Genomic DNA, 21662 nt, shown 5'->3' with positions numbered 1-21662 from the left:
GTGGGCCGAGTCTCGTCATGACCCCCTTCCGCGCCGGCCTGATCGCGGCCCTCGCCACGCTGGCTCTCGATCAGGCCTCCAAGCTCTGGCTCTATTTCGGCACCGACCTCGTGATGACCCAGCCCTGGCGGCTGGCGCCGTTCGCGGACTTCGTCGTGGTCTGGAACCGGGGCGTCTCCTACGGCCTGTTCCAGCAGGAGGGCGGGCTCGGGCGCTGGCTGCTCGTCGGGGTCTCGCTCGCCGCCGCCGTCGGCCTGTCGGTGTGGATGTACCGGGCCGGCTCGCGGCTGCTCACCGTGGCGCTCGGCCTCATCGTCGGCGGCGCCCTCGGCAACGCCATCGACCGGGCGGCCTACGGCGCGGTGTTCGACTTCGTCCACCTGCATGCGGGGACGTGGTCCTGGTACGTGTTCAACGTCGCGGATGCGGCCATCGTCGCCGGCGTCGTCGGGCTGATCCTCGACAGCCTGCGGCCCGCCGGGCGCAGGGCGCCGACGGACGTCGCGGAGGACGGCGGCCGTCCCCAGCCTTGAGGCGGGGCGCGGTCTCCTCCGCGTCAAGGCGCCATACCTTCGCCCGAAACCCGGCTCACCTCGGTTCCGAAGGTCTCGGTCCGCGATTCACGTTGAATCGCCGTCCGGCTGACTGCCCCGGATGAAAAGCGGGCGGAGCCGGTCTTTGAAACCTTGGGGAAATTGGCATGAACGGGCGGCGCAGCGTCTCGCGGGCTTTCGGAACGATCCGGCCCCTTGCCTTGGGTGCGGCCCTGCTGCCCTGCCTTGCGGTCGGCGCGGCCCGCGCCGAGGGCGAGTTCATGCGCGATACGCTGAGCAATCTCGGCCTGATCGAGCCGGAACGCCCCGCGATCACCTATCGCGAGCGCGCGCCGCTCGCCATGCCGCCCAAGCTCGGCGGCAAGGAGGACCTGACCGCCGGCCTGCCCGTGCCGCGGGCCCGCCAGGCCGATCCGGCCTGGCCGAAGGACCCCGAACTGATCCAGCGCGAGCGGGCCGCCGTCGAGGCGAAGAAGCCGATCGTGCGCGGCGCGCAGGGGCGCATGAACGACAACAACGAGACGCTCTCGGTCTACGAGCTGGAGGCCGGTCGCCGCGCCGGCGCCGGCGCCCTGACCGGACCGGCCAACACCCCCGGCGAGGGCGACACCCGCACCTCGACCTGGCTCAACCCGTTCGAACTGCTGAAGGGCAAGTCCGAGACGGTCGAGCCGTCCCTGGTCGAGCCCGATCGCGACACGCTGACCGATCCGCCCACCGGCTACCGCAAGGCGCCGATCAAGGTCGCCAAGCCGCAGGGCGGCCCCGTCGGTGGTCCGATCAACGACCGCGACGAAGCCGATCCGCGTGCCTATATCAGGAATCCGTCCGGGCGCTGAGCGCCACCGCCTTCGTGCGGGTCCGTCGTCCTCGATGGACTCGCGCGGTCGTCACGCAATCGGACGGACCGTCACCGCGCGGACACGTCGCGCGGTACGGGATTTGCCACCGGCAACCAATCTCGGGACAATGCCGGGATCGTCGAGACGGAAAGCGCGGAGGGCGGAAGGGCCCCCGCAAAGGACAGCAGGATGCACCTCTACCGGAAGGCCATCGCGCCCGTGGGACCGCAGCGAGGCCTGAACCACGCCGGCCGCGTGGATGCCGCCCCGTTCGGGCGCTCCGAGGCCGGCGGCCCGGAGGTCTCCGCCTTCGTGCTCGACAACGGCCTCGACGTGGTGGTGGTGCCCGACCACCGGGCGCCGGTCGCCACCCACATGATCTGGTACCGCAACGGCTCGGCGGATGATCCGATCGGCCAGTCCGGCATCGCCCACTTCCTCGAACACCTGATGTTCAAGGGCACGGAGAAGCATCCGGCCGGCGCCTTCTCGAAGGCGGTCTCGTCGCTCGGCGGCCAGGAGAACGCCTTCACCAGCTACGACTACACCGCCTACTTCCAGCGCGTCGCCCGCGACCATCTCTCGACGATGATGGCTTTCGAGGCCGACCGCATGGGCGGCCTCGTCCTCGACGATGCCGTGGTGGCGCCGGAGCGCGACGTGGTGCTGGAGGAGCGCCGGATGCGGGTCGAGACCGACCCGTCGGCGCAGCTCTCCGAGGCGATGGCCGCCTCGCTGTTCGTGCACCACCCCTACGGCATCCCGATCATCGGCTGGATGCACGAGATCGAGGAACTGAACCGCGGCCACGCCATCGACTACTACAAGCGCTTCTACACCCCCGAGAACGCGATCCTCGTGGTGGCCGGCGACGTCACGCCCGACGAGGTGCGGCGCTTGGCCGAGGACACCTACGGCCGGGTCGCGCCGCAGGGCGCGCGGCCGCTCCGGACCCGCCCGCGCGAGCCGGAGCCGCGGGCGATGCGCCGCATCGCGGTGGCCGACCCGAAGGTCGAGCAGCCGACCTTCCAGCGGCTCTACCTCACCCCCTCCTGCATGACCGCCCGCGACGGCGAGGGCCACGCGCTCGAACTGCTGGCCGAGGTGATCGGCGGCGGCGCGACCTCGTTCCTCTACCGCAAGCTGGTGCTGGAGATGGGCGTCGCGGTGAATGCCGGCGCCTGGTACATGGGCTCGGCCATCGACGAGACGCGGTTCGCCGTCTACGCCGTGCCGGCCGAGGGCGTGACCCTCGAGGCCCTGGAGGAGCACGTCGACCGCGTGCTGCGCCGTGCCCCCGAGGCGCTCGACCCGGTGGCGATCGAGCGGGCCAAGATCCGGCTCGTGGCCGAGACGGTCTACTCCTCCGACTCGCAGTCCTCGCTCGCCCGCATCTACGGCTCGGCGCTCGCCATCGGCGAGACCGTCGAGGAGGTGCGCGCTTGGCCGACCGAGATCGAGGCAGTGACCCGCGACCGGCTGGTGGCGGTCGCCGCCCGCTACCTCGTGCCCGCCCGCTCGGTGACCGGCTACCTCACCAAGGCCCGCGAGACGGACGTCACGACGGCCTGACGCCACCCGATTCTCCGCGCCGCCGGAAGGCCGGCGGCGCCGTTCGCGAAAAGACGCTTTCCAAGGAACTTCCGATGAATCTCGCCGAGACCGGCACCCGCACCGCGACCACGCCGACCCAGGCGCTGCCGCTCGCGGCCGCCCCCGGCATCGAGGCTTGGCACGTCGCCTCGCCGGTGGTGCCGATGATCGCGCTCTCCTTCACCTTCGAGGGCGGTGCGGCGCAGGACGCGGAGGGCAAGGCGGGCACCGCGCAGATGATGGCGCGGCTGCTCGACGAGGGCGCGGGCGACCTCGATTCCGACGCCTTCCAGGAGGCGCTGGCGGCCCGCGCCATCGAGCTGAGCTTCCATACCGGTCCCGATTCCATCGGCGGCTCGCTCAAGACCCTGACGAAGCACGCCGACGAGGCGATCCGCCTGCTCACCCTGGCGCTCGCCGAGCCGCGCTTCGACCCGGCCGCCATCGAGCGGGTGCGGGCGCAGATGATCGCCGGCCTGCGCTACCAGCAGAACGATCCCGGCGTGCTCGCCTCCCGCCGCTACTTCCGCGAGGCGTTCCCGGGCCATGCCTACGGGCGCCCGTCCGCCGGCACCGTCGAGACCCTGTCGGCGATCACCCGCGACGACCTCGTGGCGATGCACCGCGCCGTGATCGGCCGCGGCGGCCTGAAGGTCGCCGCCGTCGGCGCCTTCGACGAGGCGGGGATCACCGGGATGATCGCGCAGGCCTTCGGGGGCCTGCCCGAGGCCGGCCCGCTGAAATCCGTGCCGCCGACAGCGATCAACGAGCTCGGCCGGCGCATCGTCGTCGATCTCGACGTGCCGCAATCGGTGATCCGCTTCGGCCTCCCCGGCGTGGCCTGGCGCGACCCCGACTTCATCCCGGCCTACGTGCTGAACCACATCCTGGGCGGCGGCGCCTTCACCTCGCGCCTGTTTCAGGAGGTGCGCGAGAAGCGCGGGCTGGCCTACTCGGTCGGCACCTCGCTCACCTCGCACCGGGCGGTCGCCATGACCTGGGGCTACACCGCCACCAAGAACGAGCGCGTGGTCGAGGCCCTCGACGTGATCGGCGACGAGATCCACCGCCTCATCACCGACGGCCCGTCCGACGAGGAGCTGCAGAAGGCCAAGGACTACCTGACCGGTTCCTACGCTCTCGGCTTCGACACCTCGACCAAGATCGCCAACCAGCTCGTGCAGATCGCCTTCGAGGGACTCGGCATGGACTACATCGCCCGCCGCAACGACCTCGTGGCGAGCGTGACCCAGGCCGACATCCGCCGGGCCGGCGCCCGCACGCTGGGCGACGGCCGGATGCTGGTGGTCGCCGCGGGGCGGCCGACGGGGTTGTAAGCAGGTTACCCCGAAGCGGGTTCGAACGAGGCCGGCACGCGGGGACGCGTTGCCGGCCTTATCTTTTTTTCATTGAGCAACCGTTTCCGTCATCCCGGGGCCGCGTCGCGGAACCCGGGATCCATCCGTGATGCGCGGTGAGAATTTGATGTCGAGGCCAGTCGTGGATTCCGGGTTCGCCTGCGGCGCCCCGGAATGACGAACATTGGTGAGCTTCAGACGCGGATACATTCCGTCGGTGTCGTTCTTTTGGCCGTGTTATCAGCCCAGGTGATCCGCTGATCCGCCTGCGCGACAATGCCTCGATCGTTGCCTGGATAGGCATGACGACATGGTGAGAGTGGAGCTGCTCCGAGGGGAGGGAAAGGGAAGCCGATGACCCGGGTCGTCATGCTGATTCACGGCGAGGCCGGCAATTACGGCGCGTCCTTCCCGGATTTTCCCGGCGCGACGACGGGCGCGGACGATCTCGATGAGCTCTACCGCAAGTCCGCCGAGATGCTGGCCTTCCATGTCGGCGGCTTGGTGGAGGACGGCGAGCCGGTCCCGCGGGCGCGCTCGCTCGAAGAACTGCGCGGCGACCCCGTTTTCGTCGCGGAGAGCAGGGACGCGATGATCGGCCTGATCGAGGTCGATCTGCCGGGACGGGCCGTGCGGGTGAACATCTCGGTCGAGGAAAGTCTGCTCAAGCGCATCGACCGCGCGGCCGAGGCGGCCGGCGAGAGCCGATCCGGCTTTCTGGCTCAGGCTGCCAAGGCCCGGCTGACCTCCATGGTGGCCTGATCCTCGGACATCGCCTTGGGTCCGCGCCCAAACCGCCTATCTGGTGGAGGCCGAACCCGCTCCCCGCGCGAGGTCCTCCACGATGCAGCTCACCGGACTCCACCACGTCACCGCCATCACGGGGCGGGCGGCCGACAACCTCGCCTTCTACACCCGCGTGCTGGGGCTCAGGCTCGTCAAGAAGACCGTCAACCAGGACGACGTCTCGGCCTATCACCTGTTCTATGCCGACGGGCGCGCCTCGCCCGGCACCGACATCACCTTCTTCGACTGGCCGGCGCCGCCCGAGCAGCGCGGCACCGACAGCATCGCGCGCACCCTGCTGCGCGTCGGCGGCGCGGCGAGCTTCGACTGGTGGCGCGAGCATCTCGGCCGCCAGGGCGTGACCCACCATCCGGCGATCGAGCGGGACGGGCGCCTCACCCTCGACTTCGAGGACGGCGAGGGCCAGCGCCTCGGCCTCGTCGATGACGGCGGGGCGGGCGAGGCGCATCCCTGGGACGGCAGTCCGGTGCCGCCGGAGCACCAGATCCGGGGCCTCGGCCCGATCCGCCTCGCGGTCTCGCAGCCCGAGCGCACCGAGGCCGTTCTGACGCAGATCCTCGGCTTCCGCCGCGCCCGCACCTTCGAACTGCCCGAGGGCGAGGTGACCGTATTCGAGACCGGCGCGGGCGGTCCGGCCGCCGAGGTCCAGCTTCTCAAGGACACGAGCAGGCCGGCGCGCCAGGGGGCCGGCGCCGTCCACCACGTCGCCTTCCGCATCCCGGACGCCGACTACGAGGCCTGGGCCGACCGCCTCAAGCAGCGGCGCATTCCGTCCAGCGGCCCTGTCGATCGCTACTATTTCAGCAGCCTGTATTTCCGCGAGCCGAACGGCATCCTGTTCGAGATCGCCACCGACGGGCCGGGCTTCGCCACCGACGAGCCGATGGAGACCCTCGGCGAGCGCCTCGCCCTGCCGCCCTTCCTCGAACCGCGCCGGGCCGAGATCGAGGCGGGGTTGAAGCCGCTCTAGGGCCGGTCCGCCCCGCGAGCCGATCGCGAATCATGCTACGGTTGTGTTTCGGGTCGGTTCGACGTGAGGAAGAAGGCGATGCGGGGCGCGACGACCAAGGTCCTTCTCGCACTGGCGAGTGCCGTCTCGCTTTGCGTGGCGGCGGGCCCTGCGGCGGCAGCCCCCTGTTTCCGCTACACCGAACGTCTGACCCTTTCGGGCAAGCTGGTGGTCAAGACCTATCCGGGGATCCCGAACTACGAGAGCGTGGCCCAGGGCGATGCACCCGATACCGTCCTGGTGTTGCTTCTGCCCAAGCCGATCTGCATGGAGGCGAACAAGGCCGACACGTCCGTGCTCGACGAGGCGGTGTCAGGTGTCCGGGCGGTGCAGCTCGCCGCCACGCGCAAGGAACTGGGAGTCACCCCCGGTCGCGCGGTGCGCGTCTCCGGCAATGTCTTCGCGGCGCTTACGGGCCATCACCACACACCGCTCGTGATGAGCGAGGTGCGGGTCGAAAAAGCCCGCTGACGGCCGATCCATGCCGATCCGGCGATGCACCCTTGCCGGGGCAGCCATGCGCCGGATTCAAGAACAGTTCCAGACAAACCCACATTCGGTGCGCTGTGGCAGCGCTGCGTCTTGACGCGGATGCTGCAACTGCGAGAAGAGCCCGCTTTCGACGCTTCGAGAATCGGGAAACCTGCGGCCGATGAGCAAGTACAACGAGGAGCGCGTCCTCTCCGTCCATCACTGGACCGACACGCTCTTCTCCTTCCGCACGACGCGCGATCCCTCGTTCCGCTTCCGCAACGGCGAGTTCACGATGATCGGCATCGAGGTCGAGGGCCGGCCGCTGCTGCGCGCCTACTCGGTCGTCTCGGCCAATTACGAGGAGGAGCTGGAGTTCTTCTCCATCAAGGTGCCGAACGGTCCGCTCACCTCGAAGCTCCAGCACCTCAAGGTCGGCGACCCGATCATGGTCGGCAAGAAGCCGACCGGCACGCTCGTGCTCGACAACCTCCTGCCCGGAAAGAACCTCTACCTGCTCGGCACCGGCACGGGGCTCGCCCCCTTCCTGTCGATCATCAAGGACCCGGAGACCTACGACCGCTTCGAGAAGGTCGTGCTGGTCCATGGCTGCCGTCAGGTGCAAGAGCTGGCCTACGGCGAGACCATCACCGAGACCCTGCCTCGCCACGAGTTCCTCGGCGAGATGATCGCCAACCAGCTGATCTACTACCCGACCGTCACCCGCGAGCCGTTCCGCAACCGCGGCCGGATCACCGATCTGATGACCTCGGGCAAGCTGTTCGAGGATATCGGCCTGCCGCCCATGTCGATCGAGAACGACCGCTTCATGCTCTGCGGCTCGCCGGAGATGATCAAGGACACCCGCGAGATGCTGACCGGCCTCGGCTACGAGGAGGGCAACCACGGCGAGGCGGCCCACTACGTCATCGAGAAGGCCTTCGTCGAGAAGTGAGGTTTTCGACGGTTCGCTGAGGAACGGCGGGCGCCGCACCCGACATGACCCCTCCGCCCGCCCTGTTCGTCGTCGGCGCCGGCACCGAGATCGGCAAGACCTACACCACCGCCGCCCTCGTCCGCCGCCTGCGCGGGCAGGGCCGGCGGGTGCGCGCCCTGAAACCGCTCGCCAGCGGCGTACCCCCGCTCGACCATCCCGATTTCGCCGAGAGCGACACCGGCCGGCTGCTCGCCGTGCAGGGGCTCCCTGTGACGCCCGAGACGGTCGCGGCCTGCTCGCCCTGGCGCTTCGCCGCGCCGCTGGCGCCGGACCTCGCCGCCGCCCGCGAGGGACGCAGCCTCGCCCTTTCCGAACTGGTCGGATGGTGCGGTGCGCGGCTCGCCGAGGCCGAGGGCGGCGAGACGGTGGTGATCGAGGGCGTCGGCGGGCTGATGAGCCCGATCACCGAGGCCGCCACCGGCCTCGACTGGCTGAAATCCCAAGGCATTCCGGCCCTGCTCGTCTCCGGCAGCTATCTCGGCGCGATCAGCCACGCGCTGACCGCCGTCGAGACGCTGCGGGCGCACGGCATCCCGCTCGTCGGGATCGTGGTCAGCGAGAGCGAGGGGGCGCCGACCCCCGCCGAAACCGTTGCTGGGCAGATCGCCCGCTACGTCGCCGTCCCGGTCGTTTGCCTGACGCGGGGTGGGGAATTCCCGGACGGCCTGCCTGCCCTCGGCTGAGTCCTATCGTCCGCGCGGCGCCTTCGGCTCGCGGGATTCCTGGATCTCCTCGGCCTTCTCCTCATCGGTGTCGCTGCTGCGCTTGATCGTGTCGTCGGGCTTGGCGGCGAGCCCCTTCACGATGGTGACGAGGCGCTTGCACTCGTCCGGGAAGCCGTAGGACTCGAGCACGATCGCCGCGTCGCGGAGCGTCCGCAGATCGCGCACGATTTGCGCGTTCTTCGCTTCCTGAAGCTCCTTCTTCGCCGCGATGGCCGGTTCCAGCCCGGTATCCTCGACATCGCATTCGGCTCGGGCTGCCGGCATCGCGGCGAGCATCAGGAAGGCGCAGGCGATCAGGCGACGCATGGTCACGTCTCGTGTGGGTTGCGGGTTTTTTTGAAACTCAGCCGCGGTGGCGCAGCAGGTCGTTGGTCACGGCCACGAGCTGCGCGGCGCGGTAGGGCTTGGGCATGAACACCGACTCGTTCACCGCCTCGGCGGCGGAGAGGCCGTCGCGGCCGCCGGAGGTGTAGACCACCGGCAAGCGCGGCAGGCTGCGCCGGGCGCTGCGGGCCAGCGCGATGCCGTTCGTGTTGCGGGCCAGATCGATATCGGTGAAGAGCAGGTCCACCTGCTCGCTCGACAGGATCGCCTCCGCCTCGTCCGCGTCGGCGGCGGTCAGCACCCGGTAGCCTTCGTCGAGCAGCGCCTCGGTCGCCAGCTCGCAGACGAAGGACTCGTCCTCCACCACGAGGATCGTGTCGGCGCGCGGCGCCAGGGAGAACGGGGGCAGGACGGCGGGGGCGCAAGCGAAGGGGATCATGGCAGAACTCCAACTCACCCGTGCTCGAACAACGGTCGAGCTTGCGGATCGCCGGACCAACGGGGCCGTGAAGGGCCGCGTTCACCGTGATTGCTTCGATTTGCGCGCATTTGGTAACCGATTGGTTAACCTTGACGGCATGGTGCCGGAACGGCTCCCGGCCGCGCCGGCCGCGGTGGCGTCCCTCACTCCTTGTCGAATTGAGCCGGCTTTTGCCCCGTCGGCGATCCGCCCCTCGAAGAGCGCCTCAACGACCGTGCCTACCCCGTGACCCGACCCTGGCAGATCGGCTTCGGCGTCGCGCTCACTGCGCTCGCCGGCTTCGTGGACGCGCTCGGCTTCATCCGGCTCGGCGGCCTCTACACCTCGCTCATGAGCGGGAACACGACCCAGCTCGCCGTCGCGCTCGGCCACAGCGAGCCCCTCGCCGCCGTGCTGCCCGCACTGCTGATCGCCGCCTTCCTCGTCGGCGCGGTCTCGGGCGGGGCCATCGCCGCCCTCTGCCCGACGCGCTGGGTCACGCCGACGGTGCTCGGCCTGGAGGCCGCGGCGCTCAGCGCGGCTTTCGCCCTGGCGGCCGAGCATGCCCATGTCGGCGTGGCCTCGCTGTTCCTGGCGCTCGCCATGGGCGGGCAGAACGCGGTGCTCGCCCATGTCCAGGGCTTCCGCGCCGGCACCACCTTCGTCACGGGCGCGCTGTTCGCGTTCGGGCAGAAGGCGGCGCTGGCGCTTGCCGGCAGGGGGCCGCGGCTGGGATGGGTCGGCGACGGCTCGGTCTGGCTCTCGCTCCTCGTCGGAGCGGTTGCGGGCACCGTCGCCCATACGCATCTCGGGATCGCGGCGCTCGCGATTCCCGCTTGCATCGCGGCCGGTCTATGCCTGGCCGCGAGCCTGTTCGCCCTCGTCACCCGGCAGCCGCCGGTGGCACTGACCAAGATCTGAAGAAGGCCCCTCCGGCATGAGCGTCTCCGCTCCCTCCCTCACCGATCACGTCGCGGACATCGCCGCCGGCGCCCACGTCACCGCCGCCCACTGGCTCAAGGGGACCCTGGCCCTGGCGCTCGCCGATGGCGGCGTGCTGCTGGTCCGCGACGGCGCGACCGAGACCGTTCCCGCCCACCCGGACAGCGGCATCCTCGTGGCGGCCGGCGACGGCGTCCGGCTGGTGAGCGGGGGCGACGACGGCCGCGTGGTCGCGACGGAGGCGAACGGCCAGACGAGCGAACTGGCGCGGGCCAAGGGCGGCGGCTGGATCGACGCATTCGCGCTGCACAGTGACGGATCGGTCGCCTTTGCCTCCGGGCGCGCGATCGTCGCCCGCGACGCCAAGGGGCGCGAAAAGACCTTCACGGCGCCCTCCACCGGCCGGGGCCTCGCCTTCGCGCCGAAGGGCTACCGGCTGGCGGTGGCCCACTACAACGGGGTCAGCCTCTGGTATCCGAACCTTGAGACCCCGCCGGAATTCATCGAGTGGAAGGGCTCGCATCTCGACGTGACGTGGTCGCCCGACGGCCGCTTCGTCGTCTCGACCATGCAGGAGAACGCGCTCCACGGCTGGCGCCTCCAGCCCGACCGCGGCCATATGCGGATGTCGGGCTACCCGGCCAAGGTGCGCTCGCTCTCGTGGTCGGCGGACGGCAAGTGGCTCGCCACCAGCGGCGCCGAGGCCGCCATCGTCTGGCCGTTCGACTCGAAGGAGGGCCCCACCGGCAAGGCGCCGCGGGAATGCGGCGTGCGGCCGGCGCGGGTCTCGCGCGTGGCGTTCCACCCGAAGGCGCCGGTCCTGGCGATTGGCTACGAGGACGGCTGCGTGCTGCTGGTGCGCTTCACCGACGCCTCGGAGCTCCTGGTGCGCCCGGCGGTGAAGGGCAGCGCGATCTCGGCGCTCGCCTGGGACGCCACCGGCGGCCGCCTCGCCTTCGGCTGCGCCGACGGGCGGGCCGGCCTCCTCACCCTCCCGGCCTGACGCCCGCCCCGTGGCCCTGTTCGGACGCGCGCCGAAGCCCGACGCCGCCGCCCGGCGGCGGGTGGAGGCGTGGCTGCGCGAGGCGGGCGGCTACGGCCTGGACACGGCGATGACGGTGAGCGAGATCGTCTGCGCCGACCCGGCCTGTCCCGGCACCGAGACAGTGGTCCTGATCTTCCCGCCCGGCGAGAGGACGCGGGCCGTGAAGATCGCCGGCGCGCTCGACGCGCTGAGCGCGGCGGACGTGGCGGCCGCCCTCGCTCAAGCGTGACCGCCGGCCCTCCCCGGAGACGCGGACCGCCCTACAAACTCCGCAGGCGCCCGAAGGAGGTTCTCACGTGTTCCGTGTCGTCCGCACGCTCGGCCTCGCCTTCGGACTGCTCGCGGCGGTCATCGCCGCGCAGGCGCCGGAATTCGCCCAGCAATACACCCAGCGCCTCGGCGGGGCGCTTGACGAGCTGCGCCGCTCCATCGCCTCCCTCGACGCCGACGCGAAGGCCACCGGCCGCAGCCGCGACGAGGCGCTGGCGCTCCTGCGGACCAATCCGGACGCCTTCATCGCCCGGCGCGGCGAGTCGGCCCGAACCGACGTCGAGCGGCTGAAGCGGCTGGAGGCGCAGAAGCTCGCCCTCGATACGGCGGCGAGCCCGCTCGGGCGCCTCACGGTGATCGCCCGCGACCCCGACATGGACATCGCCCGCGCCGCCTACCGCGACTACCAGCCGGCGGTCCCGACCACGGCGGACGGCCTCGTCGCCGGCCTGCTCGGCTTCCTCGCGGCCTGGGGCGGCTGGCGTGTCACCAGCGATGTCGGCCGCCACCTCGCCCGCCGCCGTCGGCGGACGCGGCCCGAGACCACGCCGGTCTGATCCAGATCCGGCGCCGACGCTCCAGGCTCTTCGTGTCGGATCGTCTTTTTCCGAAAGCCGCAAACCACGTTTCGGGATGATGCTCGGGGTGTTGCAGCGCTTCTACAGCCCGGCCCCCCGGCCTGCACTAGGTGTAGGCACGCGCCCGCACCCCGCAGGGGCGCCGGATCCGGTCTCTCCTCGATCATGCCGCGTCCCCCGAACACGACGGTCGATCCCGCCCTCGACGCGGCGGCCCTGCTGCGCCGCATCGGCTTCTTCGGCCTGTTCGTGGTGCTGCCGGTGGCCGCGCAGGTCTCGCGCCGCGCCACCGTGGTGCTGGCGCCCATCGCCGTCGTCCTGCTGATCACCGCGAGCGCCATCGACCAGCACCAGCGCGCCGTCAAACCGGCCCTGAAGCGGCTCCTGACGGCACCCTCGTTCCTGGCGGGCATGCTGGTGGTGTTCTGGTCGGGCCTGTCGCTCGTCTGGACGCCGTTTCCCGGGCCGGCGAGCGAGCGGCTGGCCAACCTCGTCGCCACCGTGGTGATGACCCTGCTCGCCTATCTCGCGCTGCCCGACCGGATGCGCTCGGCCAACCTCTACCTGCTGCCGCTGGGCGTCGGGGCGGCCGCCATCGTCGCGATCCTGATCAACCTCGTCGGCGACGCGATGCTTAAGGACAATCCGGACGGCGACAGCGCCCTGGAGCGCGGGGCGGTGCTGCTGGCACTGCTCGCCTGGCCCGCCGTGGCGTGGCTGCGCTCGCGCCGCCGCGACATCGGCTCCCTCGTCGTGGTGGTGCTGGTTGCGGGGGCGCTGCTGCTGGCGCCGGGCGTGACCGCTCTGTTCGCCCTGGCCGCCGGGGCGCTCGCCTTCGCGCTGACCCATTGGCGCCTGTCGCTCGGCGTACGGGTCACGGCGCTCAGCGCCGCGGGTCTGCTCGTGGTCGCGCCGCTGCTGCCGTTCCTCGCGCGCCCCATCGGCGTCGCCCTGTTCGGCCCGGTGGCGCCGGGCGTGCTGGCGCTCAAGGCGTGGCAGAAGGTCGTCACCCTGGAGCCGGTGCGGCTCGTGACCGGCCACGGCCTCGAGACGGCCCTGCGCGGAAAGATCTTCGGTATCCTGCCGATCAATGCGCCGACCACGATGCTGTTCGAGTTCTGGTACGAGCTCGGCATCGTCGGCGCCTTCGCCGCGGCGTTCGCCCTCTACGGCGCGATCCACCGCGCCGGCCGCGACGCGACGGTGCTCGCGCCCTGCGCCATGGCGGCCTTCGCGACGGCCTTCGCCATCGGCTGCATCGGCGTCGGCCTCACCACGATCTGGTGGCTGACCACGCTCGCCATGGCGATCCTCACCTTCGTGGCGATCGAGCGCGGGCAGTTCCGATCCCGCCGGCCCAAGGTCGGGCTGATCCCGCGGCTACCGGCGCGCGGCTGACGCTCAAGCGTCCGGCGGCTCGATCGCGTCCGCCGCCGCCTCGATGGCGGCCATGTCGTCGTCGGAAAGGCCGAAATGGTGGCCGATCTCGTGGACGAGGACGTGGGTGACGAGGTGGCCGAGCGTCTCGTCGTGCTCGGCCCAGTAATCGAGCAGCGGCCGGCGGTAGAGCCAGACGGCGTTGGGCATCTGCCCCGTGGCGACCTCGCCCGATTGCGCCAGCCCGACGCCGCGGAACAGGCCGAGCAGGTCGAACTCCGACTCGCAGCCCATCTCGGTCAGGGTCTCCTCGTCGGGGAAGTCGTCGACGTGGATGCGCACGCCCGCGCAGAGCGCGCGGAATTCCTCCGGCAGCGCGACGAAGGCGGCATCCGCCAGCGCCTCGATCTCGGCGAGGCTCGGCGACCTCGTCTCGGCCCAGTTGCTCCCGCCGCCGTCGCTCACGACGCGCCGGGCTCCGGCGGGACGACCGGCAGCACGCAGCGCTTCAGGAAGGCGGCCAGGTCGTTGGTGATGTGGTCGATATGCGGCTCCTTCACCGCCTCCTGCTCGAACCGCTCGCGGAACGGGTCCGGCGTCGGCGGGACGACGAGCACGGTCGCCATGCCGAGGTCGTGCGGCACGACGAGGTTGCGGGCGATGTCCTCGAACAGGGCCGAGCGCCGGGGATCGACCCCGTGGCGCAGGAGGAAGCGCTCGTAGGTGCTGCGGTCGGGCTTCGGCACGAAGTCGGCGGCGGCGATGTCGAACACGTCCTCGAAATGGTTGAGGATGCCGAGCTTCTCCGCCACCTGCTCCGCGTGGCGGCGCGACCCGTTGGTGAGGATCAGCTTGCGCCCCGGCAGATGCTCGATCGCGGTGCCGAGGGATTCGTCGAGCTTGATCGTCGAGTGGTCGATGTCGTGGGCGAAATCGAGGAAGTCGTGCGGATCGACGCCTTCCTCCACCATCAGCGCCTTCAGGGTGGTGCCGTAGCGGTGGTAGAAATGCTTCTGCAGGGCACGGGCCGAGATCGCGTCGAGGCCGTAGAGCCGCATCACGTAGAGCGTGATCCGCTCGTCCACCTGCGGCCAGACCCGCGCGTCGCTCGGATAGAGCGTGTTGTCGAGGTCGAACACCCAGGTATCGACGTCGGAGAAGCCGCGGGCGTCGGCGGTGGTGAAGTGGCTCTCGCCGGGAAGAAGCAAGGGAAAGGTGACGCTTGAAAGGGGAAACGGGACGGGGATGCCCCGTCCCGTAATGTAGGCGTTCGCGCGCCTCAGGGAAGCGCTGCCGTCAGGTGCGCCGGATCAGGGTGCCCGCACCGAAATCGGTGAACAGCTCGAGCAGCGCCGCGTGCGCGACCTTGCCGTTGAGGATGACCACCGCCTCCACGCCCTGTTCGAGGGCGTAGATGCAGGTCTCGACCTTCGGGATCATGCCGCCCGTGATGGTGCCGTCGGCGATCAGGCGCCGGCAATCCTCCACCGAGAGCTCCTGGATCAGGTTCTTGTCCTTGTCGAGCACGCCCGGCACGTCGGTCAGGAGCAGCAGGCGCTTGGCCCGCAGCGCCCCGGCGATGGCGCCGGCGAAGGTGTCGGCGTTGACGTTGTAGGTCTTGCCGTCCTCGCCGTAGGCGACGGGGGCCAGCACCGGGATCAGCTCGGCCTTCAGCACCGCGTCGAGCACGCCGCGCTCGACATGCTCGGGCTCGCCGACGAGGCCGAGATCGATCGCCTGCTCGATGTTGCTGTCGGGGTCCTTGATCGTGCGCAGCGCCCGCTTGGCGCGGACCATGTTGCCGTCCTTGCCGCACAGGCCGATCGCCCGGCCGCCCTCGGCGGCGATCCAGCCGACGATCTGCTTGTTGATCGAGCCGGCGAGCACCATCTCGACCACCTCGACGGTGGCCTCGTCGGTGACGCGAAGGCCGCCGCGGAACTCCGACTCGATGCCGAGCCGGGCCAGCATCTTGCCGATCTGCGGCCCGCCGCCGTGCACGACGATCGGCTTCAGCCCGGACTGTTCGAGCAGCACGATGTCCTCGGCGAAGTCCTCCGCCGCCGCCGGATCGCCCATGGCGTGGCCGCCGTACTTGATGACCACGATCTCCTGATCGTAGCGCTGCATGTGCGGCAGCGCCTGGGTCAGGATCTCGGCGCGCACATGCACGTTCGGCAGCGGATCGGTCATCGCGGTCGTCCTGGCTCTCTGCTGAGTCGGGGGCGGATTCGGCGGGGTTCTAGCGCAGGCTTCGTGCGGAGCGAAGACATCGCCTGCTCGCGATTCTGCGATGGCGGTCGCGCGAAGGGGGAGATCGCCGCCCCGGCGCAGATCCGGCGGCGATCGTCACGACCCTCAGGTTGAAACCCGGCGATCGCGCACGCGCCTCTATAGATTTGGCCGAAGAAGTTAATCCGGCATTAACCATCTTCATCAATCATCGGCCCATCGAACGAAGGGGGCCGATCATGCTGAACGCCGATCTGGTGACGCCGCGTCCCAGCCTCACCCATCCCGGCCTGCTCGCGCGCGTCGTCGAGCGCTTGGGTCGGGGCGCGGGCTCCTCGGCGGACGTGTGGCGGCAGCTCACGGAGAACTACGCGGTCGATCTCGACGCGGTGGCGGCGCTCCTGCCCTGCGCCGAGCCCGAGCCGCTCTGGCTCACGGCCCGCGCCCAAGCCCGCAAGCGTTGACCCCGCAAGCGCTGACCCCGCCTCAGCCGATCACCCGCAGCCCGTCGCCCGCCCGCAGCGGGCCGCCGGCCAGGACCTCGGCGTAGACGCCGCAATCGGCGTGGCCGAGACCCTCCATCAGCGCCTTCGGGATCGACAGGTCGCGCAGGCCGGTCTGCGGATCGACGTTCGTGGCTGCGCACCGCACGGTCCGGCTGGTGACCTTCAGCCGGACGCCGCCCTCCGCCTCCAGCACCCGGCCGACCATGTCGAGTTCGGCCCAGGGCGCCAGCCCGTCGAGATAGAGATTGCCGCGGAAGCGCAGGGGATCGACGGGAGCGCCGACGAGATCCTCGGTCGCCGCCACGCTCGCCCGGTTGATGAGCGAGACGTAGCCGGTGCGCGAATCGGTGAAGCGGTAGCCGGGCGCCGCCGCCAGCACCCGCGGCGCGCCGCGCAGCTCCTGCGGCAGGAACCCCTTCATGAAGTCGGCGAGCGCCTCCCGGCCCTCCGCGGTGCTCAGATCCGCGTCCACCGCCGGCGCGCCGTTCTCCTCGACGGTGAGGCGATGCGTGGCGTTGTCGAAGCGGGTGCGCAGCCGCGCCAGCGCCTCGTTGCGCATCAGCATCAGGTAGGCGACCTTGGGCAGGTGGCGCGGCACGGTCTCGTTGAAGCCGGACGGGCCGTTCTCGATGGCGTAGAGCCGGTCGCCCGGAAAGTAGCCGCTGGTCTCCAGCTCCGCCGCCTCCAACGCCTCGGGCGAGAGCCCCTTGACCGGATAGCGGTAGAGGGCGGCGATGCGGATGTCGGGCGTCTGGCTCATGCCGCATCGCTACGACCGGGCCCGTGCCGTTTGCAACCGGTCCCGCACGAGACACGCGCCGTCTACGGAGAATTCCGCATGGTCCGCGGCCGCGGTCTCGGTCAGCGTGCCGCCTCCGTCAGGAGGATGAAGACAGATGGCCGAAGTCACCGCGCTCTACCGATATCCCGTCAAGGGGCTCTCGGCCGAGCCGCTTCCCGCGCTGAGCCTGGCCCGCGCCTCCGGCCTCGCCTTCGACCGCGAATATGCCCTGGCCCTCGGCACCACGGCCTTCGATCCGCAGAATCCCGAGCCGCTCGACAAGGGCTTCTTCCTGATGCTGCGCAACAACGAGGTGCTGGCGGCGCTCTCGACGCGGTTCGATCCGGAGACCGGACATCTCACGGTCACGCGCGACGGTGAGACGGTGCTCAGCGAGGATCTGACCCGTGCGGCGGGGCGCGAAGCCGTCGAGCGCTTCTTCGAGGCGTATGTCGGCCCTGCCGCCAAGGGGCGGCCGCGCCTCGTGCGGGCGGCGGATCACAAATTCACCGACGGCAGCGTGATCTCGCCGGCCTTCATGCGCGCGGTCTCGCTCATCAATCTCGCCTCGGTCCGCGCCCTGGAGGAGCGGACGGGCCGGACGATCCACCCCCTGCGCTTCCGCGCCAACATCTACGTCGACGGGCTGGAGCCCTGGGCCGAGATGGATTGGGTCGATCGGGAGGTGACCATCGGAGCCTTGCGCCTGCGGGGGCTCGCCCGCACGCCGCGCTGCGCCGCCGTCGACGTCAATCCGGAGACCGCCGCGCGCGACACCCATCTGCCGAAGGCGCTCAAGCGGCATTTCGGTCACGTCGATCTCGGCATCTACCTCGAAGTGCTCACCGACGGCGCCATCGCGGTCGGCGACCGGATGGCGGTGACCTCACCGACCGAGGCCGCCGCCGGCTGACCCGCGGCGGGGCCGGCGGAACGGTCCCGAATGACCTGCGATTCGGCCGCGCTCTCCCCCTTGTGTTACGTAAACGCAACACCAGATCAGTCCTGCCGGCGGCTCTCAAGACAGCGCCGGTGTCCCGGCGGGGCTGACCCCGCGGGGCAACGCATCGGAGGCTCCGTGCCGCGTGAGCGGGCGGAAGACAATCCGGTCCGGGGAAGGGCAACACGCATGAATTTCGAGAAATACACCGAGCGCGCCCGCGGCTTCGTCCAGGCTGCGCAGAATCTCGCCGTCCGCGAAGGCAACCCTCAGCTCGCGCCCGGCCATCTCCTCAAGGTCCTGCTCGACGATCCCGAAGGGCTCTGCGCCGGTCTCATCGACCGCGCCGGCGGTCAGTCGCGGGTCGCGCATGCGCAGGTCGAGCAGTGGCTCGCCAAGCAGCCGAAGGTCTCGGGCAATTCCGCGCAGCCGCAGGCGACGCGCGACCTCGTGCGCGTGTTCGACACCGCCGAGCAGGCCGCCGAGAAGGCGGGCGATTCCTACGTCACCGTCGAGCGGCTGCTGCTCGCCTTCGCCGTCGAGAAGGAGTCCGAGGCCGGCCGCATCCTGACCGCGGCGGGCGTCACCGCGGCCTCGCTCAACGCGGCGATCAACGCGCTCCGCAAGGGCCGCACCGCCGACAACGCGAGTGCCGAGAACGCCTACGACGCGCTCAAGAAGTACGCCCGCGACCTCACGGAAGCCGCCCGCGACGGCAAGCTCGATCCGGTGATCGGCCGCGACGAGGAGATCCGCCGCACGATCCAGGTCCTGTCCCGGCGGACCAAGAACAACCCCGTGCTGATCGGCGAGCCCGGCGTCGGCAAGACCGCTATCGTCGAGGGGCTGGCGCTGCGCATCGTCAACGGCGACGTGCCGGAATCCCTCAAGGAGAAGAACCTGCTGGCGCTCGACATGGGCGCGCTGATCGCGGGCGCGAAGTATCGCGGCGAGTTCGAGGAGCGCCTGAAGGGCGTGCTCTCGGAAGTCACCGCCGCGGAAGGCCAGATCATCCTGTTCATCGACGAGATGCACACGCTCGTCGGCGCGGGCAAGGCCGACGGCGCCATGGACGCGTCGAACCTGCTGAAGCCCGCGCTCGCCCGCGGCGAACTGCACTGCGTCGGCGCGACCACGCTCGACGAGTACCGCAAGCATGTCGAGAAGGACGCGGCGCTGGCCCGCCGCTTCCAGCCGGTCTTCGTGTCCGAGCCCACCGTCGAGGACACGGTGTCGATCCTGCGCGGCATCAAGGAGAAATACGAGCAGCACCACGGCGTGCGCATCCAGGACAGCGCGCTCGTCGCGGCGGCGACGCTGTCGAACCGCTACATCACCGACCGCTTCCTGCCCGACAAGGCGATCGATCTCGTGGACGAGGCCGGCTCGCGCCTGCGCATGCAGGTCGACTCGAAGCCGGAAGAGCTCGACAACGTCGATCGCGAGATCGTGCGGCTGAAGATCGAGGGCGAGGCTCTGAAGAAGGAGACGGATTCCGCCTCCCGCGACCGGCTCCAGCGCCTGGAGAAGGAGCTTGCCGACCTTGAGGAGCAGTCCGCCACCATCACGGCGCGCTGGAAGGCCGAGAAGGACAAGCTGGGTGCCGCCGCCGAGCTCAAGAAGAAGCTCGACGAGGCGAGGAACGAACTCGCCGCGGCCCAGCGCCAGGGCCAGTACCAGCGCGCGGGCGAACTCGCCTACGGCGTGATCCCCGGCCTGGAGAAGCAGCTCGCCGAGATCGAGGCCGCGGCCGAGAGCGCGGTCGCCCGCGACGGCATGGTCGAGGAGGCGGTGACGCCGCAGCACATCGCGGGCGTCGTCTCGCGCTGGACCGGCGTGCCGGTGGACAAGATGCTGGAGGGCGAACGCGAAAAACTGCTCGCGATGGAGGAGGCGCTGGGCAAGCGCGTCGTCGGCCAGCGCGAGGCGGTGGAGGCGGTCTCGACCGCGGTGCGCCGGGCGCGGGCCGGCCTGCAGGATCCCAACCGGCCGATCGGCTCGTTCATGTTCCTCGGCCCGACCGGCGTCGGCAAGACCGAGCTGACCAAGGCGCTCGCCGGCTTCCTGTTCGACGACGACACGGCGTTGGTCCGCATCGACATGTCCGAGTACATGGAGAAGCACGCCGTCGCCCGCCTCATCGGCGCGCCTCCGGGCTATGTCGGCTACGAGGAGGGCGGGGCGCTGACCGAGGCCGTGCGGCGCCGGCCCTATCAGGTCGTGCTGTTCGACGAGGTGGAGAAGGCGCATCCGGACGTGTTCAACGTCCTGCTGCAGGTGCTCGACGACGGGCGCCTGACGGACGGGCAGGGCCGGACGGTCGATTTCCGCAACACGCTGCTGATCATGACCTCGAACCTCGGCGCCGAGTATCTGGTCAACCAGCCGGCCGGCCAGGACACCGACGCGGTGCGCGACGAAGTGATGGGCGTGGTGCGGGGCCATTTCCGTCCCGAGTTCCTGAACCGGGTCGACGAGATCATCCTGTTCCACCGCCTCGCGCGCTCGGAGATGGGGGCGATCGTCGACATCCAGCTCGGCCGCCTCGCCAAGCTCCTGGAGGATCGCAAGATCACCCTCGACGTGGACGACGAGGCCCGCACTTGGCTCGCCGACAAGGGCTACGACCCGGCCTACGGGGCGCGGCCGCTGAAGCGGGTGATCCAGAAGAACGTGCAGGATCCGCTCGCCGAGGCGATCCTCTCCGGCGTGATCCACGACGGCGAGACGGTGCCGATCCGCGTCGGCCCGGCCGGTCTGATGATCGGCGACATCGCCGCCGAGCGCCGGCCGGCGGGGGTGCTGCTGAACTGACGCAGGAGCTTTCGGGCTCGCTCAATGAAATGGGCTGGGCCATGCCGGATGGTGTGGCTCAGCCGTTCTGCTTCACGAGTTGACGACTGCCGTCGCCCGCGCATCGTGTTGACGTTGTCTATACGGCGCGCCATGTTCAGGTCATGCCGAAGGATCGCGAACCCTCGTCGCACGGCGTTGCCGCCTCTGTCGCCGTTGCGGAGCGGTCTCCTGCGTCCGACCCCAAGGGCAGCATCAACCTGCGCATCGAATCGCAGACCCGCCAGTTGATCGACGAGGCGGCCGCCGCCCTCGGCAAGACGCGGACCGAGTTCATGGTCGAGACGGCCCGGCGGCACGCGATCGACGTGCTGCTCGACCAGCGATTGTTCAGGCTCGATCCCGATCGCTACGATGCCTTCATGCACGCGCTCGACAATCCGCCTGCGCCCGGAGTGAAGCTTCGGTCGCTGCTTCGTCGTGTTCCGGCATGGCAGAAATAGCCGGGGGACCGGAACGTCCCGGATCGCCTCTCTCGCCACCCGTTCCACTCAGCGCCCAGCACGATCTGTCCGCTTTCGATTGCAGTGAGCCGACCCTCGACGACTGGCTCAGGCATCGGGCGCTAAAGAATGAAAGCCGGTTCTCGCGCACCTATGTCGTCTGCGAGGACAACCGGGTCGTCGCCTATTACTGCATCTCGGCGGGGTCGGTCGCGCGCAACGACGCACCGGGAAAGCTGCGCCGCAATGCGCCCGATACGATCCCGGTCTCGGTGATCGGCCGGCTGGCTGTCACCCGTGAGTGCGCGGGTCGAGGGCTCGGCGCCGACATCCTGGCCGACGCGCTACGCCGCATCGCGTTGGCGTCCCAGAGCATCGGCATCGCAGCGGTGCTGGTTCATGCCAAGGATGATGCGGCCAGACGCTTCTATTTGAACTGCGCCGAGTTCATCGAATATCCTGAGGACAGCCGCACGCTGTTCCTGCCGATTGAAACGGTGCTCGCGGCGTTCGGTTGAGAGGGCGAGTGGCGGAACTGATTTTCATGCAACCGGC

At 70.2% G+C, this 21662-nt stretch carries 25 protein-coding genes; 19 read left to right on the top strand and 6 right to left on the bottom strand.

Annotation, left to right across the window (positions count from 1 at the left end):
- Nucleotides 1–17 precede the first annotated feature (17 nt).
- From lspA to bioD, 9 genes are all read left to right on the top strand, one after another.
- Entirely contained in the window at nt 18–533 is a 516-nt protein-coding gene (gene lspA, locus MFF42_RS10335; protein WP_238255678.1) for a signal peptidase II, read from the top strand.
- 167 nt (nt 534–700) lie between these two features.
- The gene (locus MFF42_RS10330; RefSeq protein WP_238255677.1) at nt 701–1393 is read left to right on the top strand and encodes a hypothetical protein; all 693 of its coding nucleotides are present in this window, start codon (nt 701–703) and stop codon (nt 1391–1393) included.
- 192 nt (nt 1394–1585) lie between these two features.
- Entirely contained in the window at nt 1586–2968 is a 1383-nt protein-coding gene (locus MFF42_RS10325) for a M16 family metallopeptidase (protein ID WP_238255676.1), read from the top strand.
- A 74-nt stretch (nt 2969–3042) separates the two neighbouring features.
- Complete coding sequence (locus tag MFF42_RS10320; RefSeq protein WP_238255675.1) at nt 3043–4326, top strand: M16 family metallopeptidase; 1284 nt, start codon at nt 3043–3045, stop codon at nt 4324–4326.
- 375 nt (nt 4327–4701) lie between these two features.
- Entirely contained in the window at nt 4702–5109 is a 408-nt protein-coding gene (locus tag MFF42_RS10315; protein WP_238255674.1) for a type II toxin-antitoxin system HicB family antitoxin, read from the top strand.
- A gap of 82 nt (nt 5110–5191) precedes the next feature.
- The gene (locus MFF42_RS10310; protein WP_238255673.1) at nt 5192–6124 is read left to right on the top strand and encodes a ring-cleaving dioxygenase; all 933 of its coding nucleotides are present in this window, start codon (nt 5192–5194) and stop codon (nt 6122–6124) included.
- 78 nt (nt 6125–6202) lie between these two features.
- Nucleotides 6203–6634 carry a DUF4431 domain-containing protein gene (locus MFF42_RS10305; protein ID WP_238255672.1) on the top strand — a complete coding sequence of 144 codons (432 nt, stop codon included), beginning with the start codon at nt 6203–6205 and terminating at the stop codon, nt 6632–6634.
- A 181-nt stretch (nt 6635–6815) separates the two neighbouring features.
- Complete coding sequence (locus tag MFF42_RS10300) at nt 6816–7589, top strand: ferredoxin--NADP reductase (protein WP_238255671.1); 774 nt, start codon at nt 6816–6818, stop codon at nt 7587–7589.
- Between the two features lie 44 nt (nt 7590–7633).
- The gene (gene bioD / locus MFF42_RS10295) at nt 7634–8314 is read left to right on the top strand and encodes a dethiobiotin synthase (protein WP_238255670.1); all 681 of its coding nucleotides are present in this window, start codon (nt 7634–7636) and stop codon (nt 8312–8314) included.
- A gap of 3 nt (nt 8315–8317) precedes the next feature.
- Here bioD and MFF42_RS10290 read toward each other — a convergent pair whose 3' ends face one another.
- The gene (locus MFF42_RS10290) at nt 8318–8662 is read right to left on the bottom strand and encodes a photosystem reaction center subunit H (protein WP_238255669.1); all 345 of its coding nucleotides are present in this window, start codon (nt 8660–8662) and stop codon (nt 8318–8320) included.
- A 37-nt stretch (nt 8663–8699) separates the two neighbouring features.
- Nucleotides 8700–9119 (bottom strand): response regulator, encoded by a 420-nt coding sequence (locus tag MFF42_RS10285; protein WP_238255668.1) that lies wholly within the window; start codon nt 9117–9119, stop codon nt 8700–8702.
- Nucleotides 9120–9386: 267 nt separating this feature from the next.
- On the opposite strand from MFF42_RS10285, the gene MFF42_RS10280 reads away from it, so the two are divergent.
- From MFF42_RS10280 to MFF42_RS10260, 5 genes are all read left to right on the top strand, one after another.
- Nucleotides 9387–10061, top strand: a complete 675-nt coding sequence (locus MFF42_RS10280; RefSeq protein ID WP_238255667.1) for a YoaK family protein — start codon at nt 9387–9389, stop codon at nt 10059–10061.
- A 16-nt stretch (nt 10062–10077) separates the two neighbouring features.
- Entirely contained in the window at nt 10078–11085 is a 1008-nt protein-coding gene (locus tag MFF42_RS10275; RefSeq protein ID WP_238255666.1) for a WD40 repeat domain-containing protein, read from the top strand.
- 10 nt (nt 11086–11095) lie between these two features.
- Nucleotides 11096–11356, top strand: a complete 261-nt coding sequence (locus tag MFF42_RS10270) for a hypothetical protein (RefSeq protein ID WP_238255665.1) — start codon at nt 11096–11098, stop codon at nt 11354–11356.
- 67 nt (nt 11357–11423) lie between these two features.
- Nucleotides 11424–11954 (top strand): DUF2937 family protein, encoded by a 531-nt coding sequence (locus MFF42_RS10265; RefSeq protein ID WP_238255664.1) that lies wholly within the window; start codon nt 11424–11426, stop codon nt 11952–11954.
- Between the two features lie 186 nt (nt 11955–12140).
- On the top strand, nt 12141–13373 hold the full coding sequence (locus MFF42_RS10260; RefSeq protein WP_238255663.1) for a peptide ABC transporter permease: 1233 nt from the start codon (nt 12141–12143) through the stop codon (nt 13371–13373).
- Nucleotides 13374–13376: 3 nt separating this feature from the next.
- Here MFF42_RS10260 and MFF42_RS10255 read toward each other — a convergent pair whose 3' ends face one another.
- From MFF42_RS10255 to argB, 3 genes are all read right to left on the bottom strand, one after another.
- Entirely contained in the window at nt 13377–13817 is a 441-nt protein-coding gene (locus tag MFF42_RS10255) for a metallopeptidase family protein (RefSeq protein WP_238255662.1), read from the bottom strand.
- A complete protein-coding gene (locus MFF42_RS10250) occupies nt 13814–14560 on the bottom strand; it encodes a pyrimidine 5'-nucleotidase (protein ID WP_238255661.1) in 747 nt (248 codons plus the stop codon). The genes MFF42_RS10255 and MFF42_RS10250 overlap by 4 nt, the downstream gene beginning before the upstream one ends.
- A gap of 88 nt (nt 14561–14648) precedes the next feature.
- Entirely contained in the window at nt 14649–15545 is an 897-nt protein-coding gene (gene argB, locus MFF42_RS10245; RefSeq protein WP_238255660.1) for an acetylglutamate kinase, read from the bottom strand.
- Between the two features lie 278 nt (nt 15546–15823).
- On the opposite strand from argB, the gene MFF42_RS10240 reads away from it, so the two are divergent.
- The gene (locus MFF42_RS10240; protein ID WP_238255659.1) at nt 15824–16048 is read left to right on the top strand and encodes a hypothetical protein; all 225 of its coding nucleotides are present in this window, start codon (nt 15824–15826) and stop codon (nt 16046–16048) included.
- 22 nt (nt 16049–16070) lie between these two features.
- On the opposite strand, the gene MFF42_RS10235 is transcribed toward MFF42_RS10240, so the two are convergent.
- Nucleotides 16071–16850 carry an MOSC domain-containing protein gene (locus MFF42_RS10235; protein WP_238255658.1) on the bottom strand — a complete coding sequence of 260 codons (780 nt, stop codon included), beginning with the start codon at nt 16848–16850 and terminating at the stop codon, nt 16071–16073.
- A gap of 136 nt (nt 16851–16986) precedes the next feature.
- On the opposite strand from MFF42_RS10235, the gene MFF42_RS10230 reads away from it, so the two are divergent.
- From MFF42_RS10230 to MFF42_RS10215, 4 genes are all read left to right on the top strand, one after another.
- Nucleotides 16987–17784, top strand: a complete 798-nt coding sequence (locus MFF42_RS10230) for an MOSC domain-containing protein (protein WP_238255657.1) — start codon at nt 16987–16989, stop codon at nt 17782–17784.
- 216 nt (nt 17785–18000) lie between these two features.
- Nucleotides 18001–20625, top strand: coding sequence for an ATP-dependent chaperone ClpB (gene clpB, locus MFF42_RS10225; RefSeq protein WP_238255656.1), 2625 nt, complete (start codon nt 18001–18003; stop codon nt 20623–20625).
- A 143-nt stretch (nt 20626–20768) separates the two neighbouring features.
- Nucleotides 20769–21107, top strand: a complete 339-nt coding sequence (locus MFF42_RS10220; protein WP_238255655.1) for a type II toxin-antitoxin system TacA family antitoxin — start codon at nt 20769–20771, stop codon at nt 21105–21107.
- A complete protein-coding gene (locus MFF42_RS10215) occupies nt 21095–21625 on the top strand; it encodes a GNAT family N-acetyltransferase (protein WP_238255654.1) in 531 nt (176 codons plus the stop codon). Before MFF42_RS10220 ends, MFF42_RS10215 begins: the two co-directional genes overlap by 13 nt.
- Nucleotides 21626–21662: the final 37 nt, after the last annotated feature.

Origin of the sequence: Methylorubrum podarium, from assembly GCF_022179745.1 — a bacterium.
In the GTDB taxonomy this organism is placed as follows: Bacteria; Pseudomonadota; Alphaproteobacteria; order Rhizobiales; family Beijerinckiaceae; genus Methylobacterium; species Methylobacterium podarium.
This window is presented reverse-complemented; position numbering and strand designations above follow the sequence as displayed.